General features: G+C 69.2%; 16 protein-coding genes and 1 pseudogene. 6 read left to right on the top strand and 11 right to left on the bottom strand.

The window, feature by feature from the left end:
• Nucleotides 1-4 precede the first annotated feature (4 nt).
• The 5 genes and pseudogenes from AOZ06_RS62170 to AOZ06_RS25475 all read left to right on the top strand — a co-directional run bounded on the left by AOZ06_RS62170 (nucleotide 5) and on the right by AOZ06_RS25475 (nucleotide 5,209).
• Nucleotides 5-997: pseudogene (locus tag AOZ06_RS62170) on the top strand (CaiB/BaiF CoA transferase family protein).
• A complete protein-coding gene (locus AOZ06_RS25460) occupies nucleotides 990-1,802 on the top strand; it encodes an HTD2 family dehydratase (RefSeq protein WP_054291703.1) in 813 nt (270 codons plus the stop codon). The pseudogene AOZ06_RS62170 and the gene AOZ06_RS25460 overlap by 8 nt, the downstream one beginning before the upstream one ends.
• A complete protein-coding gene (locus tag AOZ06_RS25465; protein WP_335338422.1) occupies nucleotides 1,799-2,635 on the top strand; it encodes an HpcH/HpaI aldolase/citrate lyase family protein in 837 nt (278 codons plus the stop codon). Before AOZ06_RS25460 ends, AOZ06_RS25465 begins: the two co-directional genes overlap by 4 nt.
• Nucleotides 2,636-2,696: 61 nt before the next feature.
• Nucleotides 2,697-4,046, top strand: a complete 1,350-nt coding sequence (locus AOZ06_RS25470) for an MFS transporter (RefSeq protein WP_063810108.1) — start codon at nucleotides 2,697-2,699, stop codon at nucleotides 4,044-4,046.
• Nucleotides 4,043-5,209 carry an ROK family transcriptional regulator gene (locus tag AOZ06_RS25475; RefSeq protein ID WP_236952404.1) on the top strand — a complete coding sequence of 389 codons (1,167 nt, stop codon included), beginning with the start codon at nucleotides 4,043-4,045 and terminating at the stop codon, nucleotides 5,207-5,209. Before AOZ06_RS25470 ends, AOZ06_RS25475 begins: the two co-directional genes overlap by 4 nt.
• On the opposite strand, the gene AOZ06_RS25480 is transcribed toward AOZ06_RS25475, so the two are convergent.
• The gene (locus AOZ06_RS25480; RefSeq protein ID WP_054291704.1) at nucleotides 5,201-6,559 is read right to left on the bottom strand and encodes an MFS transporter; all 1,359 of its coding nucleotides are present in this window, start codon (nucleotides 6,557-6,559) and stop codon (nucleotides 5,201-5,203) included. The two genes, AOZ06_RS25475 and AOZ06_RS25480, sit on opposite strands and share 9 nt — an antisense overlap.
• Nucleotides 6,556-7,821: an FAD-dependent oxidoreductase gene (locus AOZ06_RS25485; protein ID WP_054291705.1), complete on the bottom strand. Its 1,266-nt coding sequence runs from the start codon at nucleotides 7,819-7,821 to the stop codon at nucleotides 6,556-6,558. The genes AOZ06_RS25480 and AOZ06_RS25485 overlap by 4 nt, the downstream gene beginning before the upstream one ends.
• Nucleotides 7,822-8,028: 207 nt before the next feature.
• Here AOZ06_RS25485 and AOZ06_RS25490 point away from each other — a divergent pair, with 207 nt between their 5' ends.
• Nucleotides 8,029-8,829: an alpha/beta hydrolase gene (locus tag AOZ06_RS25490; RefSeq protein WP_083471919.1), complete on the top strand. Its 801-nt coding sequence runs from the start codon at nucleotides 8,029-8,031 to the stop codon at nucleotides 8,827-8,829.
• Here the strand turns inward: AOZ06_RS25490 and AOZ06_RS25495 are convergent.
• From AOZ06_RS25495 to AOZ06_RS25535, 9 genes are all read right to left on the bottom strand, one after another.
• Nucleotides 8,777-9,499, bottom strand: a complete 723-nt coding sequence (locus AOZ06_RS25495; protein ID WP_054291706.1) for an SDR family NAD(P)-dependent oxidoreductase — start codon at nucleotides 9,497-9,499, stop codon at nucleotides 8,777-8,779. The two genes, AOZ06_RS25490 and AOZ06_RS25495, sit on opposite strands and share 53 nt — an antisense overlap.
• A complete protein-coding gene (locus AOZ06_RS60225) occupies nucleotides 9,496-10,278 on the bottom strand; it encodes a polysaccharide deacetylase family protein (RefSeq protein ID WP_083471920.1) in 783 nt (260 codons plus the stop codon). Before AOZ06_RS60225 ends, AOZ06_RS25495 begins: the two co-directional genes overlap by 4 nt.
• A complete protein-coding gene (locus AOZ06_RS25505) occupies nucleotides 10,275-10,592 on the bottom strand; it encodes a hypothetical protein (protein ID WP_157233238.1) in 318 nt (105 codons plus the stop codon). The genes AOZ06_RS60225 and AOZ06_RS25505 overlap by 4 nt, the downstream gene beginning before the upstream one ends.
• Before the next feature lie 218 nt (nucleotides 10,593-10,810).
• Nucleotides 10,811-11,431, bottom strand: a complete 621-nt coding sequence (locus AOZ06_RS25510) for a dihydrofolate reductase family protein (protein WP_054291708.1) — start codon at nucleotides 11,429-11,431, stop codon at nucleotides 10,811-10,813.
• Entirely contained in the window at nucleotides 11,431-11,934 is a 504-nt protein-coding gene (locus tag AOZ06_RS25515; RefSeq protein ID WP_054291709.1) for an SRPBCC family protein, read from the bottom strand. Before AOZ06_RS25515 ends, AOZ06_RS25510 begins: the two co-directional genes overlap by 1 nt.
• A 3-nt stretch (nucleotides 11,935-11,937) precedes the next feature.
• Nucleotides 11,938-12,279 carry an ArsR/SmtB family transcription factor gene (locus tag AOZ06_RS25520; RefSeq protein WP_054291710.1) on the bottom strand — a complete coding sequence of 114 codons (342 nt, stop codon included), beginning with the start codon at nucleotides 12,277-12,279 and terminating at the stop codon, nucleotides 11,938-11,940.
• A gap of 45 nt (nucleotides 12,280-12,324) precedes the next feature.
• Nucleotides 12,325-12,972: a response regulator transcription factor gene (locus tag AOZ06_RS25525; RefSeq protein ID WP_054291711.1), complete on the bottom strand. Its 648-nt coding sequence runs from the start codon at nucleotides 12,970-12,972 to the stop codon at nucleotides 12,325-12,327.
• Complete coding sequence (locus AOZ06_RS25530) at nucleotides 12,965-14,107, bottom strand: sensor histidine kinase (protein WP_083471921.1); 1,143 nt, start codon at nucleotides 14,105-14,107, stop codon at nucleotides 12,965-12,967. Before AOZ06_RS25530 ends, AOZ06_RS25525 begins: the two co-directional genes overlap by 8 nt.
• Nucleotides 14,108-15,313, bottom strand: coding sequence for a hypothetical protein (locus AOZ06_RS25535; RefSeq protein ID WP_054291713.1), 1,206 nt, complete (start codon nucleotides 15,311-15,313; stop codon nucleotides 14,108-14,110).
• Nucleotides 15,314-15,440: the final 127 nt, after the last annotated feature.

The raw sequence follows: 15,440 nt of genomic DNA on the forward strand, positions 1-15,440 counted from the left end.
TGGCATGTCCCCACCGCTTGACGGCGTCACCGTCGTCGCACTCGAACAAGCCGTTGCTGCCCCGTTCGCCACACGGCAGCTCGCCGATCTCGGTGCGCGTGTCATCAAGGTCGAACCGACGTCTTCGTGCAGAACCTCGCGCCGGGCGCGGCCGACCGCCCCGGGCTCGACGCCTCCACCGTCCGCGCTGCCCGCCCCGAGCTGATCCACTGCTCGATATCGGGTTGCGGCAGCACCGGACCGTATCGTGACAAGAAGGCCTACGACCTGCTCGTGCAGTGCGAAGCCGGGGTGGTCATGGCCACGGGAACGCCGGAATCACCGGCCAAAGCCGGGATCTCCATCGCTGACATCGCGACCGGTATGTACGCCTACAGCGGCGTTCTGACGGCGTTGTACGACGCGAACGCACCGGCCACGGTGCCAGTCTGAGCGTCACCATGCTCGACGCACTGGGGGAGTGGATGAGCCAGCCAGCCTGCTTTCCCACTATGGATGGAAAGTAATGCGGCGAAGCGGTGTACGGCACCTCTCCATCTCGCCCTACGGTCCTGATCGGACAGGCAACGGAACCGTGTTCCCCGCCGTGCGGAACAACCGCGAGTGGTCCACCCTCTGTCGTACCGTGCTCGCCAGGCCCGACCTGGTGGAAGACACGCGCTTCCGGACCAATGTGGACCGGGTGGCGCACGAAGCCGAACTCACCGCCGTGATCGAGCCGGTGTTCACCGGCCTGCCCGCTGCGGAGGCCGTCGGACTGCTCGACAGGGCCGGAATCGCCAGCGCCGCAGTGCGCACCCCGGACGAGTTCACCCAGCATCCCCGACTCCACGCGCGAGACCGGTGGCGATCCGTGCAGACCCCGGGCGGATCGATGCGTGCCCTGCTCCCGCCGGTCGAGGTGGCGGGCAGGGAACCGCTCGTGGGTCCAGTCCCGGCGCTGGGCGCGCACAACGCGACCCTGCGCGCCGAGCACAAGATTCACGAGCATGACTGAGACCGTTGAACGGCGGGAATTCCTCGTTCCCGGTCCAGCACAAGCCCTGGGCGCACTGCTCGACGTCCCTGTGCCCGATGTGGACAACGGCGCCGCGTTGCCCTTGTTGTGGCATTGGGTCTATCTCCTGGACCGCCCAGCCCAGGCCGGCCTAGGCCCTGACGGGCACCCGGCCCGCGACACCCTGCCCGTGCCGGCGGGTCACCGTCGCATGTGGGCTGGTGGCCGAGTCCACCTGTACGCGGACTTGTGTTGCGGTGACTACGCGACGCGGCGCACGAAAGTCCTCTCGGTCGAGCAGAAACACGGACGCTCCGGGCCGCTGACGTTCGTGGTGGTCGGACACCAGGTCGAACAGCGCGGACAGGTGATCCTGGACGAGGAACAGGATCTCGTCTACCGGCCGGTCACGCCTGGACAACCCGCAGGCGCCGAACCGGCGGCGACGATACCCGCCGCACCGCACGAATGGGCCGTCGACCTCTCACCGGTCCTGCTGTTCCGGTTCTCCGCGCTCACGTACAACGCCCACCGCATCCACTACGACCGCGATTACGCCAGGGATGTCGAGGGATACCCCGGACTGCTGACGCATGGCCCGTTGCAGGCGATCGCGATGGCGGAGAAGGCCCGTGCGGATGGCTTTCCCGCAAACGTGTCCTTCACCTACCGGCTGATCTCACCGTTGTTCGACCATCGGGGCATGGTGGTCAGCTCGACGTCCGACCAGCAGGAGGTCGTCACCGGCGTCCGGGACGTCCACGGACGCCAGACCGCGACCGGAACGCTGCGGAGACTCGGTTGACGACTCTCGCCAGTGCCCGCACGTTCGCCTTCGTTCCCGGCCACCGGCCCGATCGGTTCGCACGGGCGATGGCAGCCGGGGCGGACGTCGTGGTCATCGACCTGGAGGACGCGGTCGCCCGGGCCGACAAGGTGGCGGCCCGGGAGAATGTCCGCGCCTGGCTCCAGGACGGGCATGAGGTCGTTGTGCGGGTCAACCCCATCGGCAGCCCGTGGTACGGGGAGGACGTCGATGCTGTGGCGGCACGTGCTCGCGCGCCGATGCTGCCCAAGGCGGAGGATCCAGGGGCTCTCGCGGCCTTGCCTGGGGAGACGCCGGTGATCCCGTTGATCGAGTCCGCGACGGGAATCGCGAGAGCGGCGCAGGTGTGCGCGGTCGCGTCCGTCGTGCGGCCCGCCTTCGGCAGCGTCGACCTCGCGACTCAGCTCGGCGCCAACCACCGGTCACGCAACGCTTTGCTCCACGCGCGATCCGCGCTCGTCCTCGCCGCCGCGTCCGCCGGATGCGCTCCGCCCATCGACGGCGTGATTACCGCGATCGACGAGCCGGCCGCGCTGGCGGACGACCTGCGTCACGCGGGCGAACTCGGTTTCACCGGCAAGTCGCGATCGCCGACGACCACTTCGCCCCGACCGGCGAAGAGATCGAGTGGGCGCGAACGGTCCTCCAGGCCGCCGGTGACGGATCTGTCGCGGTGCTGGACGGCGAGATGGTCGATCGCCCGGTGGTCCTGCGTGCCGAGGCGATCCTGGCCGTGCCCCGGTATGGCCAACATCCGCCATCGTGACACAGCGCGGAGCGCACTTCGCGCGCTCCGCGCTACTTTGGTGTGAGTCGCACAAAACCTCGACGAGGTCTCTCCCGGTTCCGCACGGTGGTGACTGGAGCACAGCCATGCCCACAGCACTCGGGCAGGATCACCCTGCCATTTCGCCGCGGCGAGCGCGGTTCGTCCGCAACTGGACCACTCGGCTGGTCGCGTTCGGCGAGTTCATCGACGGCTACGACCTGCTGGTGATCGGTGCCGCGATGCTTTTCATCAAGCCCTCGTTCCACCTCACGGCAACGCAGGTCGGACTGGTCACGGCGGCGTCGTTCGTGGGTGCCGCGCTCGGCCTGCTGGTCTTCGGCGACCTGTCCGACCGGTTCGGCCGCCGGGTGATCTTCATGATCAACCTGGTGTTCTTCGTGGTGGCCTCGATCGCCGCGGCGTTCGTCCAGGACGTGTGGCAACTGGTGGCCGCCAGGTTCGTGCTCGGCGTCGCGGTCGGGATGGACATTCCCACCTCACACGCGTTCCTCACCGAGGTCGCGCCCACGGCCAGGCGCGGCCGTGTCGCGGGTAGCCTGCCGAACCTGATGTGGCTGGGTGGCGCGATCACATCCGTGCTGCTCGCGCTGGCGCTCGCGCCGGTGTTCGGCAACGACACCTGGCGCTGGTTGTTCGGTGTCGCCGCTGTTCCCGCCGCCGCGGTGCTGGTCGCCCGGCAGTTCCTGCCCGAGTCACCGCGGTGGCTGCGCGCCCAGGGCCGTGAGGACGAGGCGCTGCGGGTTTACCAAGCCCTCGGACTGGAGCCGCCCAAGCAGCAGTACGTCGAGAAACGCGACTACCGGGCGCTGCTGTCAGGCGGGGCGTGGAAGCGTCTGGTCACAGTGACGGCGTTCTTCGCGTTGCAGGCGTTCGGGGGAGCGGTGGCCACCGTCGCGGGGCCGCTGATCATCGACATCACCGGTGTCGGCGCCTCGAACACGTTGTACTTCTCGTTGCTGGCCTTCGTGATGGGGCTGATCGCGGTCGCGCTCGGCGCACTGGTGATCGACCGGATCAACCGCCGCTGGCTCGGTGTGTGGACCTGCGTCGGGGTCTTCGCCGCCGGTGTGGGTGTCGCGCTGACCGGCGAGCGCGCCGGTATCGGCCTGGTCGTGTGCTGGGCGTGGTACGCCACGCTGACCTGGTTCGGCCCCGGGGTGCTGTCGTGGGTGTGGAGCACCGAGGCGTTTCCGACCGCGCTGCGCGGGCTCGGCTCCGGTATCGCGCAGAGCGCGACCCGGCTGGCGATCGCGCTCAACGTGTTCCTCGTTCCCACGCTGCTGAACGAGCACGGCATCAAGGTTGTCGCGTGGTACGCCTGTGCCTTCTTGGTGAGCGCGCTGATCGTGGCCGTGTCGCCGTGGCTGGCCACCACCGGCGTCGAACTGGAAGAGACCAGCACCGTCGAGTCCGGAAGTCCCACGAGAGCGTGACCGAACAACGTCGTTCCCACCTCAGCGGTACCCGGCCGCGTCAAGCACGGCAGGCCAACACAGCCGCCGTGCTGCAGTTGCTGCTCCAGCGCGGTCCGCTGGCGCGGGGCGACATCGCCGCCGACCTGTCGCTCAACCACGGCAGCGTCAGCCGGATCATCGAGCCGCTGCTGCGGGAGGGCATCGTGCGGGAGACGACCCAGCAGATCAGCGGGGGCGGTCGCCCACGGGTGCCGGTCGCGATCAACCCGGCGAGCCGGTACGCCGCAGGGGTTCACCTTGGCCTGCAACGCACCACCGTCGGCCTGACGGACCTGGCCGGCCAGTGCGTCGCGGTGTGTGCCGAGGACCGTGACCCGGCCGACGCGGCGGCCACGTTGCGCCGGGCGGCCGAGTTGACCGACGACTTGGTCGCCTCGGCTCCCGGTCCGGTGCTGGGTGTCGGTGTGGTCACCGGTGGCGAGGTCGACCGCGCCCGTGGACGGATCGTGCGCAACGACGCACTCGGCTGGGGCGACATCGACGTGGCCGATCCATTGCACGCGCAGACCGGCCTCGACGTCGTCGTGGACAACAACGTACGGGCCCATCTCGGCGCCGAGACGGCCTTTGGCGCCGGGGCCGGCATGAGCAGCGTGTTGTACTTGTTCATCGGGAACATCGCCGAAATGGGATTCGTCAACCAGGCCGCGGCGATGAACCCGGACAGTGTCATCCAGGGCAGCGTCGAGCGCATTGTCGTGCCCACCCTGACCGGAGACGGCCTGATGAGCCTCGGTGAGTGCGGCACGGACACGGCTTTGCTCGCCGCGGCCCGGGGAGCCAGGCTGGCGGTGACCTCGCTGGGCGACCTGATCCGTCTGGCCGACCAGGACGAGGACGCTGCCGCGGTCCGGCTGTTCGAACGGCGCAGTACCCAAGTCGCGCGGGTGGCCGACACGCTGTACGACTTGATGCAGCCGCATCTGGTGATCCTCGGTGGCAGCGGCGCGCCGTCGGAGCGGTGGCTGGACGACGTACGCGAACGCGTCGAGGCCGTGCCGCCGGACCGCATCGTCCGGCCGGGGTCGGGTGGCACCCCGCTCGTCACGGCCGCCGCCGGGCTGGTCATCCGCGCCTTCCTGGCCGCGGGCACGACCACGGACGCGGAAGTGTCAGGGTGACAGGGTTTCCAGCGGCCGTCGCGCGGTTTCCACGCCGAACATCGCCATAGCGACGCAACCGATGGCACACGCGACGGCGAGCACGCCGAAGACCGGGGCGACGCCGCCGTTCGCGCCGACCGCGAGCCCGGTGATGATCGGTCCGACGATCACGCCGAGCCTCGCGAACACGCCACCGATGCTCGCACCCGCCGCGCGTGTCCGCGTGGGATACAACTCGGGGCCGTACAGGTTCAGGGCCAGGTTCACGGCGAACACGAAGACCGCGGCCGACGACACGAACAACATCACGCCCAGGCCCGTGGCAGGCGCGGACAGCGCGGCCACTCCGAGGATCACGGCGCCGCCGAGCAGTCCCGCGATGAGCCCGGTCCGTCGGCCGAACTGGTCGACCGTTGTGGCGATCACGATGCTGCCCACCAGTCCCGCGACGACAGTGACCATGCTGTAGGTGAGCGAAGTGCCCACGTCGAGGTGGAACACGCTGGTGTAGATCGTCGGAAGCCACGAGGACAAGCCGTAGTTCACCAGGAACGACACGAACCACAGCACCGACACCACGACCGTGCGCCGCAAATACCTGCCACGGAACAGGTCCAGCACGCTCGCGCGCTCCGCGGCAGGCGGCGGCGGTGATGCTGCGAGGCCGGGGAGAGTGCCGAACTGCTCGCGTGCCGCGGTCTCGAAGCGGCCCACCACCGTTTCGGCCTCGTCGTAGCGGCCACGCGCGGCCAGCCACCGCGGTGATTCGGGAACCGCTCGCAACGCGATCGCGAGCAACACAGGCGACGCGCCCACTGCGAACAGGACCCGCCAGCCGAACGCCGGTACCACCCATGCCGAGACCAGTGACGCCACCGCGAGCCCGGCGACGAACGCCAGTTCGTACAGCAGGACGAACCGGCCACGCGTTTTCGGGCCGATGATCTCGCTGATGTAGGTGGCCGCGACGAGCACCTCACCGCCGATCCCGATGCCCTGCATGAAACGGGCTGCCTGCAACCATTCGACGCTCGGCGCGAGTGCGGCGAACAAGCTGCTCAAGGAATACAGCAACAAGCAACACATGACGACCGGCACCCGCCCGAACCGGTCGGCCAGCCTGCCCGAGAGCAACGCGCCGATCAACATGCCCACCGACCCGACGGTGATGGTGAACGTGGTCGCGGCTGTGTCCAAATGGTACTGAGCACGCAACGCGGGCAACGCGTAGGCGATCAGGAGCTGGTCGAAGCCGTCGAAGAACGTGACCGCGCCGATCACCAGCCGTGCCCGCACGGCCAGCGTGGACACCGGTAGCCGGTCGATCCGGGCCGCGACCCGCGCGCCGCGGGCGTCGGCACCGGTCACTGCCGAACACCTCCCGGGGCGTCGAGTATCCCGAGTTGCCCGGCGGTCTTGTTGTGCAGACCCGCGACGCGCTCGGCGACTTCCCGGCGGCGCGCGGGATCAGCCAGCCACGCGAAGTCCCGCAGTACGTGCTCGTCCACCGCGGGACCGGTCGCGGACTGCGCCAGGGTTTGTTCGTGCGACGAGGCCAGGACGATCTCGTTCGCCGGGCGGCGCACTCGGTCGTAGAGTTCCAGTCCGGTCGCGATGTCGCCGCCGTCGAGACTCCGCCGGATGACCGCGGCCAGCACGTCCGCGTCGAGCATGGCCATGTTCATCCCTTGTCCCAACGTGGGTGGGACGACGTGCGCGGCATCGCCGACCAGGCACAGGTTTCCCTTGACGTAGCGCTCCGCGTGGCTGAGATGGACGCGGTAGGTGTGCAGGCCACTCTCGATCTCGCCGGAGGCGCTCTCCAGCACCGGGGCACGCTCCACCATCCGCCGCCACAGCTCCCGCGGCTGCAGTGAACGCCAGTGGGAGTTCTCGGCAATCGGGATCTGGAGAGGCACCCGTACCTCGGTGCCTCCGTCGAGCGGGATGAGCATCGTGAGCCCGTCCGCGCCGACGTAGCGCATGGTGCGGTGCTCGAGCTCCGGGGCGTCCGGGCGAGGACATGTGGGCATCATGTATTCGAAATCGTAGGTATGGCGCTGCTCGAACTGAATGCCCGCTGACCGGCGCAACCGCGATGACGGGCCGTCAGCGGCCACGACGACCTCGCCGGTGGCCTCGAACGGCTCACCACCGATCGTGCCGGTGACGCCGCGCATCACCTCACCGCTGTCGTCGAACAGGGGCGACGACACCTGCGCGCCACGATGAACCGACACAAGCTCACCGTGATCGGCGAAAGCCGCATACAGGGCGCGGTGCAAGTTCGTGTGCCGCAACACAGTCTGGTGCGGGTGGGCCATGGCGAGATCCTCGAAACCCCACTCGCCGAGGAAACCGTGGACGCGGTGGTAGAACCCGGACGCGACCAGGTCGTAACCGCCCATCGCCTTGATGTGGCGCAGCACGCCCCAGTTGTCGAGCAGGCTCAACGACAGCGGCTGGAGGATGTCACCGCGGTTGAGTTCCGGGAAGTCCGCCGCACGTTCCAGCACGATCGACGACACTCCCACCGTGGCGAGCGCGTGCGCAGTGCTGGCGCCGCCGACCGCGCCGCCGACGATCACCACATCGGCTTCCCAACGCAACGGCCGGAGTTTGTTGTGCATGACCAGAATCTACCGCCCCATTCCGTGGGCGGATCTGGTACTGGCCGCGGTTCGGTGGCAAATTCCCGCCACATCAACACTATCGTGTCCGATTCGCGCCTGCTGACGGCAATCTTGTGAAGACGGATACATCCGCGACAGCACACTGCCGTTGGTGTCATTGGACTAGGCCGATTGTGTTCATACCTCGGACGCTTAGGGGAAATCGTGGCGGTGTTCCTGTTGGTGCACGGCTCCTGGCACAGTGGACAATGCTGGCAGCCAGTGGTGCCGCTGCTCGAATCGGCCGAGCATCGGGTGCACGCGCCGTCGTTGACAGGCTCCGGGGACACGGCGCATCTGCTCACCGCCGATGTCGGGCTCGACACGTACACCGACGACATCGTCAAGCTGGTCCACGACAACGGCCTCACCGATGTGATCCTCGTCGGGCACAGCTATGCGGGACTGGTCATCTCCTCGGCTGCCAACGAGGTTCCGGAACGGATCGCGCACCTGGTGTTCCTCGACGCGATGGTGCCCGAGGACGGTGAGGCGGCGGTCGACGTGCTGCCTGCCGTCCAGCACGCGATCGACCTCGCCGTGAGCTCGGGCGGCTGGCGGGTTCCCCCGCTGCCCGAGCAGCCACCGCCGCTGGGACTGTTCGGGGTCACCGACCCGGCGGACATCGCCTGGCTGCGCGCGACACTCTCGGACGAGCCGGTGCGCTGCCTGCAGCAACCGGTCCGGCTGGACAATCCGGCGGTGCACGCGATCCCACGTACGCACATCCACTGTGTCGGCACGACAACGGGAAGCTTCTCCCCGAGGCCGGTACCCGCGACACAACCGAACGGCACTCCGTCACAGGTATGGGAGTTGCCGACCGGCCACGACTGCATGATCACCATGCCCGCCGAGCTCAGTGCGTTACTGCTCAGGCTCGTGGCGCCTGGGCCGGCGCGTCAGACAGGTGTCATGGGGTCCACGGTTCACGCAACACCGTGGTCTGCGCGCCGTCGACCGTGATCGTCGATCCGGTGATGGAACTGGCCTGATCGCTGAGCAGGAACGTGATCACGTCTGCGATGTCGCCGGGCTGCGCCAGTCTGCCGAGCGGCTGCACGCTGATCAGCGCGTCGCGGACGTCGGCATCCTGCCAGCGGCGCGCGTTGCGGTCGACGGCGACGAATCCCGGCCGGATCGTGTTGCACCGCAACCCGTGCGGGCCGAACTCGACCGCCGCCGCACGGCCGAGAGCCTCCAATGCGGCCTTGGCCATGGCGTAAGGCGCTTGCCAGTCGGCGACGAACACCGCCTGTATCGAACTGACCAGCACTGCCGCAGACGGTCGGCCGCCCGCGTGCACGAGCAACCGCTGCAAGGGAAACAACGCGGACACCGCGCCGAGGTCGAGCACTCTGCGCAGCGCGTCCGGCGTCTGCGCACTCAACGGAGCGCGGTGCTCACCGATCAGGCAGTGCACCAGTCCGGTCACTTCACCATCGAGCGCCTCGAACGCCGCCTCGACGACGACCGGGTCGGTCGCGTCGCCGGTGACCCACGACACGCCCTCGACCGGCTCCTCCGGTGGTGCGGCCATGTCCACCACGGACACTTTCCGGTCCTGCGCGCGCAGCGCACGTACCACGGCCGAACCGATTCCGCCCGCGCCGCCGAGTACGACCACGCCGGTCACCGGTCGGTGGCCTTGGTGATGAGCCGTGCCCGGAGGTCGCCGGACTGCGCGACTTCGGCGACTGTGCGGGCCATCGCCAGGCCGGCGTCGTGGACGAACCGGTCCCCGTCGGGCCCGCCTGCCACGACATCGAAGGCGGCGGTGTGGTTGCCGTCCTCGGGTGGCAGGTCGAACGACAGCATCGGGTGGATCGCGGGGATGCGCAGCGAGACGTTGCCCATGTCGGTCGAGCCGGACATCTTGTCCGGGTAGTCCGGGAAGGTCCGGCCGATGGCTTTCGCGTGCTTCTCGAACAGGGGCGCCAGGTCCGGGTCGTGCCGGAATTCGCGGTAGATGGACGGCAACGCGGTGTACTCGACGCTGGTGCCGGCCCGGAAAGCGAGGTCGCGTTCGGCTTGCGGCGGCAGCTGCGTGTTGCGTTCGTGGATCCAGCCGTGCAGCGCGACCTCGTGCCCGGCATCCACATAGGACTTCGCCTCGCCCTCGTGCAGCAGCGCGGACACGGCGGGCATGAAGTACGTCGACGGCGCCTGAAACCGGGCCAGCAACCTCAGGACCCGGGGCACGCCGACCCGCGCGCCGTACTCGCCCTGCGACAGCTTGCCCGGCAGCACCTCACCGTCGCGCAGCGGGATCGTCTCGTGGTCGGAGTCGAACGACAACGTCACCGCCGCCTTGGCGCCACCCGGCCAGGCCTCCGGCCGCAACGGACGTCCGGCGCGCACGCGCTCGACATGCCCGCGCCAGGTGTCCTCGTGCCACTGCCACGGTTCAGTCATACTTCCTCCACAACGACGTGGTTGTCCGGTGATCGCCGCACACACCCGTTCTCGTCGACCACGATGGACGGATCCAGGTCCCGCGACATCGCCGCGAACCGGGCGAGGATCGAGGCCGAGACCTCGGGCCGTGGCAGGATCGGCTGACTGTCCGAGTCAAGCCCGACGGGATCGAGGCGCAGCACTGGCCCGTCGGCTCCGCCCAGCCGGGCCCGGAACACGGCGCTCTCGAACCAGGGGCCTTCGAGCAATGCCGCCTTGGAGGGCGGGCTGGGTGGGCGTTCTCCTGCGCGGTCATCGACTCCATGTTCCATCCGTCGCACCAGTCGAAGAGGAAGTTCCCGGTGGAGTACATGATCAGTCCGTTCTCGTAGAACTCGACCGGGTGCAGGCAAGCAGCAAGGGGGACGAGACCCCTGCCTGCTCGTAGGCCGGGCACACCGCGATGGCCAGACCGCCCGCCGACATCAGGCTGATGGTCAGCGTCAGCGCCTTCTTCCGGCCCTGTGCTCGTCCCGCCGACGTCGTGCGGTTACTGTGCCCGGACGGCGTACGTCAGATGCGTCACCCTCGGGGAGGGCTCCGCGTTGACCGGCTCCAGGGCCACGCGGCCCGCGTCCACGCCTTCGAACAGGCGGATTCCTGTGCCGAACAGCACGGGCGACAGTGCGATCGAGAACTCGTCGATCAGACCGGCGTTCACGTACGCCAGTATCGTCGCGCCGCCGCCCGCGATGCGGACGTCACGGTCGCCCGCGGCCTCCCGGGCCTGGTCGAGCGCGGACTCGATGCCGTCGTTGACGAAGTGGAACGTGGTCCCGCCGGGCCGCTCCCATGGCTCACGTTTCTCGTGCGTCACGACGAAGACCGGTGTGTGGAACGGCGCTTCCTCCGGCCACGCGTGTTCACCGGCGTCGAACATGCGTTTGCCCATCACGCTCGCGCCGGTGCGTTCGAACGTCTCCCGCGCGATGTCGTTGTCGCGTCCTTCCTCGCCGCCCTCGCCGAGCTTGAGGTTCTCCCGGAGGAACCGCAACGGGAACTGCCACTGCTGCAGTCGCATCCACCGTGGTCCCGTCAAGTCCTCGATGGACTCGGGCGCGATGTACCCGTCCAGCGACATCGACACGCTGAAGAACACCTTGCCGCCCATCAGCCCGCTTCCTTCCGGAGGATCTCGGTGACGTAGGCGGCGAGGTTGCCCAGGGTCTGCTGGCCGCCCTCGACCGCGTGGTACTTCTCGACCGCCTCGTCACGCAGTTGCTTGGTGGCGAACACCGTGCGCATCTCGATCCGGGTCGCCACGCCGTCGGGCTCGAACGTGAGGACCGACTCGAAGGCGTTCGGGTCGTCGCGGGCTTCACCGTGCAGCAGTGCGATCCGCTCCGGTGGGGCGATCTCGGTCCAGGTGATCCACTCGGCGTAGTCCGTCCCGTCCGGCCCGTGCATCACGAAGTCCCACTCCCCGCCGACGCGGAACTCGAACAACCGCGTGGTGGTGGTGAACCCCTCCGGCCCCCACCACCGCGACAGGTGCCGGACCTCGGTGAACGCCTCGAACACCAGCTCCCGCGGGGCGTCGATGACCCGGGACACCACGATCTCGCGGTCGGACACCGCGGACTGCGCCTGCGCTCCTCGTCCCGTCGCGTTCATCAGCTAATCCTCCTGCCTTGCCTGCTTGAGGTCCTGCACGTACGCGTCCAGCCGGTCGAAGCTTCCGTTCCAGAACCGCTCGAACCCGCCGGTCCACTCGTGGATCGGCCGCAGGCCGCGTGCGTCAAGGCCGTACAGGCGCTGTTTGCCTGCCTTGCGGTCCCGCACCAGCCCGACCTCCCGGAGCACCCGCAGGTGCTTGGACGCGCGCGGCTGGCTCATCCCCAGCTCCACGGCCAACTCGGTGACCGGCCGCTCACCCGCCCGCAGCAGCACCAGGATCTCCCGGCGCTGCGGCTCGGCGATCGCGTTGAAGACGTCCGAGGTCGTCGCTGCTCGTGCCATGGCCGCAATCATATTCCCATATCGGCATGCGTCAAGCCGGTCTGGTCAGGATTGCCAGGGCATCAGGTGGGTGCGGGCGATGCGGATCAGGTCGGAACGGCGGGTCCGGCCGAGCTTGTCCCGGATGTTCTCCAGATGCCGGTTCACAGTGCGCACGGCGATGTGCAGCTGCGCGGCGATCTCGCGGTTGTCGTAGCCGTTCGCCAGGCAACGCAACACGTCGCGCTCCCGGGAGGTGAGCGGCCGGGTGTGCCGGTGCAGCTCACCGATCAGGTGAGCGGCGAGTTCGGCGGGCAGCACCGGACCCGTGAGCACGGCGGCGACCGCGTCGGTCAGCTCGGCGGCGGTGGCTGCCTTGCTGACGCAGCCGTGCGCGCCCGCCTGGACAGCGGCCAGCAACTCCTCCGGACCCGCTTGGGAGAGCACGAGAACCCGCACCTCCGGCTGGTGCCGGCGCAGGTAGTGGATCACGCCGACGCCGTGTCCGGTGGCTTCCTCGGGGTGGGGCCGCAGGCGCAGGTCGATCAGGGCGACATCGGGCCGCACCCGGTCGGCCACTCGGCACGCGGTGGGCACGTCCGCCGCCTCGGCCACGACGACCGCCCGGCCGTCGCGTTCAAGTCCACTTCGGACCCCGTCGCGCGTGATCGGGTGGTCCTCCACGACGAGCACGCGGATCTGGTCCTCACGCATGGCCGTTTCCCTTCGGGACGCGCAACTGCACCTCGGTGCCGTGCCCGGGACTGCTGCGGATGCGGACGCTGCCCGCCATCCGGTGCACCCTGGCCCGTACCGACAGCCTCAGACCGAGGCCGTCCGTGTCCTGGTCGGTCCGGAATCCGACGCCGTTGTCCCGGACGGTGACCGTGATGTCGCCACCGTCGGGCAGCACGGTGAGCCAGACCTGGTTCGCCTGCGCGTGTTTGACGACGTTGGTCAGCAGTTCCGCGACCGCGGCGACGATCTCGGTCGCCATGCCCGTCGGCAGCGGGAACGGGCCCGCGGTGACGAGACGGACTGGGACGCCGGTGTAGCGCTGAGCGAGTTGGGCCAGGTGCGAGCGCAGCGACACGACACCGGGCGGCGGCGGGTCCGGCTCGGCACTGCCGAGGCCCCGCAGAGCCGACTCCTGCCGGGCGATCCCCTCCGCGACGGCATCCAGCACCGGCCCGGCGGACATTTCCCTGATGCTCCCGCGCAACCGGCCGAGCTGCTGCAGCACGTCGTCGTGGATCTGGGCGGCGATCCGCTGCCGCTCGGCCATCCGCGCCGCCCGCTCCCCGTCGCGGGTGGCCCGCTCGTGCAACGCGTCGAGCTGGCGGGCAGCCGCCCCGATCGTGCCGCCGAGCAGCACGTAGGACAGCCCGCTGCCGATCATGGTCATGACTTGCAGGAAGGACAGCTCGTCCAGCGCGATCTCGTTGGCCGCGTAGGCGAACGGCAGGGACAAGCCGAGGATCAGCCCGGCCGCGCAGCCGCCACGCACCCGGTAGACGACTCCGCACGCGGCGACCGCCGCCGCCGGGTAGGCACCCATGAAGGACGGGTGATTGGTCAGCATCGCGTGCGGGGAGAAGACGTAGCCGTACAGCACAGTCAGCGCGATGGCCACCGCCACGTCCATCGCGAGCACCAGTCGCGTCCGCCGGACCGCGGCCAACGTGAGCCATGCCGTCCAGCAGCCGGTCGCGAGCAGCGCGACCGATGCCTCGACGGGTCGCTGGATCTGCCCGCTGACCAACGCCACGATCAGCATCCAGCCGAACGCCAGCCAGCGCAGGGCGAGCGCCAGCAGCATCGGCGCCGGATGTCTTGGCCCCTCCGACATCTACGGCACTCTGACGATCACTGGCGGCGAGTACCTCGTGCAGGTCGAGCGACGCACGAAATGCTTCTCGCACGCTTGGACCTCCACCATGTACGTGGTCGCCGGAGTCAGGTCGCGCAAGGTGAGCTCGTAGCCGGCGACCTCGCGCTGCTCGCGTGACCGTGGCCGGTCGCCCTCCGCCCACCAGGCCACGTTGAACGCGTCCGCGGCCTGGTACCGCCAGCTCACGTGAACACCCTCGGCGTCGGCGTATGCCGTGGTGATGCACGGCCAATCGAGGACTTCGCAGGGGCCGCCGGGTTCGCGGGCGACGGAGTGGTGCCGTCCCCAGTGGACTTGTGGTGTTCCGTCGACGGGCAGCACGATCGCGCCGCCGCGGAAGTTCACGTAGCCGACCGAGTGATCCGACGACTCCTCAACCGGTTCGCCCAGAGGCCCCGACGGGCCGCCTTCGGCAGTCCACGCGGTGAAGATGACCAGCGGCATCACCAGGAGACGGTCGGACCGCGAGCCGTACATCACGTAGTCCGGCCCGAAACGGGCGTTTCGATCCGGTGCGTTCCACGGCGTGTAGCGCACACCGTCTGCGCCGCTGCGGGTGTCACCGGCGGGACAGCCCATCCCGGTTTGCCCGTCGTCGTGCCGCAACCAGTCGCGGACGGGCTCGTCGACGACGAACGGGGGACAGAAACGACCGGCGGGGTGCTTGTAGGCGAGGGCCACGGCCACCGCGCCGGCCGCCAGTCCGACCGACAGCAGCAAGGCCGACGTGCGGACCGCCAGCGCCCTCGCTGTCGGCCGGTCGGGCTGCGGGCCCGGGGCCATCGCGACGAGCATCCGGGCGACACGTGTCTGCCGGGCAGCCCAGCCCGCGGTCAGCGGCAGGCAGAGCGCGAGCGCGCCGCTGAAGGTGACGAACAGGTCGACCCCCAGCCACTCGCTGGTCAGTGCCAGGATGTAGATGACCGCGATGGCGGTCGCACCCGCGAGCCGTACCCAGCGCCACCACAGCGGCGCGGTCAGCCAATGACGGGCCCATCCCAGCGCGACGCCCCAGATCTCCGGATCGGGGAATCGGCTTCCCCGCCGCGCCCGCCGGACCACGGCGCGCCGTGTCCGGAAACCGAGCTGCCACCACGCGACCTGCGCGCCCAGGATCTCGGCGAGGGCGCCGTGCCCCGCGCCGGATACCTCGAGCGACCCCACCGAACCAAGTCTGCTGGTTCGCAAGCCCGGCCGCACTAGCCCGCATGGCTGCAGAGTGGATGGGCATCCTCACCCACGGTCACGTGGGTGTGATTGGAACTTACCCGGCCGGCCACACCGGGGTCAG

Source organism: Kibdelosporangium phytohabitans, assembly GCF_001302585.1.
GTDB lineage: Bacteria > Actinomycetota > Actinomycetes > Mycobacteriales > Pseudonocardiaceae > Kibdelosporangium > Kibdelosporangium phytohabitans.